General features: G+C 55.4%; 3 protein-coding genes. All 3 read right to left on the bottom strand.

The window, feature by feature from the left end; all coding sequences use genetic code 11:
• Positions 1-138: 138 nt before the first annotated feature.
• The 3 genes from NW841_RS12665 to NW841_RS12655 all read right to left on the bottom strand — a co-directional run bounded on the left by NW841_RS12665 (position 139) and on the right by NW841_RS12655 (position 1,929).
• Positions 139-1,059 (bottom strand): ARPP-1 family domain-containing protein, encoded by a 921-nt coding sequence (locus NW841_RS12665; protein WP_414386732.1) that lies wholly within the window; start codon positions 1,057-1,059, stop codon positions 139-141.
• A 247-nt stretch (positions 1,060-1,306) separates the two neighbouring features.
• On the bottom strand, positions 1,307-1,420 hold the full coding sequence (locus NW841_RS12660) for a photosystem I reaction center subunit VIII (protein WP_414360509.1): 114 nt from the start codon (positions 1,418-1,420) through the stop codon (positions 1,307-1,309).
• Positions 1,421-1,458: 38 nt separating this feature from the next.
• Entirely contained in the window at positions 1,459-1,929 is a 471-nt protein-coding gene (locus tag NW841_RS12655) for a photosystem I reaction center protein subunit XI (RefSeq protein ID WP_414366901.1), read from the bottom strand.
• Positions 1,930-2,265: the final 336 nt, after the last annotated feature.

The following is a 2,265-nucleotide window of genomic DNA, read 5'->3' as shown; positions in this document are numbered from 1 at the left end:
GGTCGGCATGGTCACATGTTTTATCCCGACCCCCCTGCAGCGTGTGGGCGAGGGGCTGGGGGTGAGGGCAGCGGTGCCGAGCAATGGGGGAGTCTTTCCCAGCCAGAAAGGAAGAAGCCTGCCGGGGATCCACTGGAGTTAGTTCTCAGAAACGACTGGCCCTACTGCTGACAGGTAAACCAGCTTTTCATCGTAGAACAGCGCTGAGCCTTGGTCGCCTTGCTGCGACTCTGCCCGGTACTCCTGGCCTTCGCCCACAGTCGTTACCGCTTCCCAAGGCCATTGGGTTATGTTGGCCCAGTATTTGAGAACATCCTCAGAGGTGACCTTGGCTTGCGAGGGGGCTGCTCGCAGGGCCTCGATGGCTAGACCAGCTACCAGGCGAGGCCACAACCGGCTGCAAATCTGCGCCGTTCCGAAGAGATCCAGCGAGCGCACACGACCACCTATGGCAATGGCTAGGCCAGTTGCTCCTTTGACGTAGTCAATGTCTTTGCGGAACTTCTGGAGCTCCCGATTGTAGGTTACATAGGCAGCATCAAGGGCGGCAGTAGGGGAGCTAACACCAAGCTCGCGGTGAAGATAGGCAACGGTGTCCCATACTCTTCCCTGGTCTGAGCGATGGCCAAGTTTGTTTTTCAGCGACTGGAAGACACCCCTTTTTAACTCGTGCCGCAACTTGTTGGGGACAAAGTGCTCGGCATCGCTCATCTCGCGAGAATGGAAGTGCCACCTCCCAGCTTCTACGCAGGAAACGGGTATTGTAACCTTGCTTTTTGGCTTGATTAGGACGGTGGTGTTGAGAACCCGGTTTTGTTTGGCTCCTATCAGCTCCTGGCCTTCTACCAGCAGCAACAGAGACTCACTGTGGTTTTCCACAACTAGCTGAGGCACGGCTCCGGCCTCGCTCACCTCGGTGATGGTTGCTTCCTTGAGCTGCAGTTCAGGAAGGCGATAGGCAACTTCCTGATCCCCCTCAGAAAAGAGAGGGAAAACCTGAAAACTGCCCTCTTGAATGGGATCGCCAATACGCAGGGCTGGAAAGTTAAGGCTGGCCATCGGCTCCTCCTTCGCGTTGAAGTTGAAAGGGTGTTGCGCAAGCTGCCTTTTTCCGTGTTGGCATGGGATCAGCTCGCTGGATCCTGTCTTTGGAAGTTTCCCCTTCCCAAGGACAAGAAGACTCAACCTTTGCCGGGTACTGCCCTAGCTTTTGGGAAGACGGCAGCGGGGATAAAGGTCTCCCCAAAAAGCAAGGGATCCCTTCCCCAGGGATCCCTCTTCTAAGACCCATTGAGACTAGAACAAGTTAGTCGCGCTCAATGTACAAAAAGAGCACGGCCATGGCCACTGCCGGCAGCAGCCAACCGACAATGGGGACGAAAATCCAAGGAAGATAAGCAGCAGCGTAAGAACCGGTCATAGTTTTGCTCCTCTCCAGTGTCTTGACAAGCTTGACAACTAATTCACCAACCCTCGAAAGATGGCGTCGATCCCGGCAAAGTTCTCCAACAGGAAGTAGGCAGCAAAGACGCCACCCATGCCTCCCAAGAAAAATCCTGCCGTCAGATCCCCCCAGCCACGCGCCGTAGATAGAGGATTGGCTCCCGGCGTTTCCGGCTTGTTTCCAAAGGTAACGCTGCCATAGGCCGACATGCAGGCGGTTCCCAGCAACACAATTGCCATCGCCGTGACCAGCCCACCCAAATTAGCTGCCTCAGGATAGTCGCGCAGTGGGCCCACCACGATTTCTGGCCCCACCAAAAAATAGCCATGCGCCAACCCAATCTCCAGCCCCCGCAACAGCGGCGATAGGCCAGGACGGTTGATGGGGAGGTTGTTGATAAACAGACGGGTGACAGGAGAATCGCTGATAGGCGTCGAAAGATGGCCCTCGCAGGGATCGTCGTTAAAGGTGCGAATGTAATCCATGTCCGAAGGTCCTGCCTGGAATTTTGGGATTCATTCTACGGGGCCTCAGTTCTTCTCTCAGCAGCCGCTATCCGGATCGTTAAAAAAGTTCATGCTCGCTTAACAGAGATATAGACCCTTATCAAGGGATCCGAGAAGCTTTTTGCTTGGATCCCCCCAGTACTTGCCCTTCTCCTAGGCAAACAGCTTTTCCCAGCACCACCGCCCCTCTACCCCCTAGATGCCTCTGAGATCCTGTAAAGTAGCTGACTGCAGATAGGATGAACTACCCCACCGCGCAGGCGGGTGGGGTTTCCCCATCCGCTTTACGGCGAGATTTTTGTCTCTTCCTCTGCC

The organism is Synechococcus sp. H60.3 (assembly GCF_047462295.1).
GTDB lineage: Bacteria > Cyanobacteriota > Cyanobacteriia > Thermostichales > Thermostichaceae > Thermostichus.
The sequence above is the reverse complement of the archived record's forward strand: the minus strand, read 5'-3'. Positions and strand labels throughout refer to the sequence as shown.

Coding starts and splice junctions, on each gene's coding strand:
- NW841_RS12665 (WP_414386732.1), bottom strand. CDS start 1,059: ATGGCCAGCCTTAACTTTCCAGCCCTGCGTATTGGCGATCCCATTCAA.
- NW841_RS12660 (WP_414360509.1), bottom strand. CDS start 1,420: ATGACCGGTTCTTACGCTGCTGCTTATCTTCCTTGGATTTTCGTCCCC.
- NW841_RS12655 (WP_414366901.1), bottom strand. CDS start 1,929: ATGGATTACATTCGCACCTTTAACGACGATCCCTGCGAGGGCCATCTT.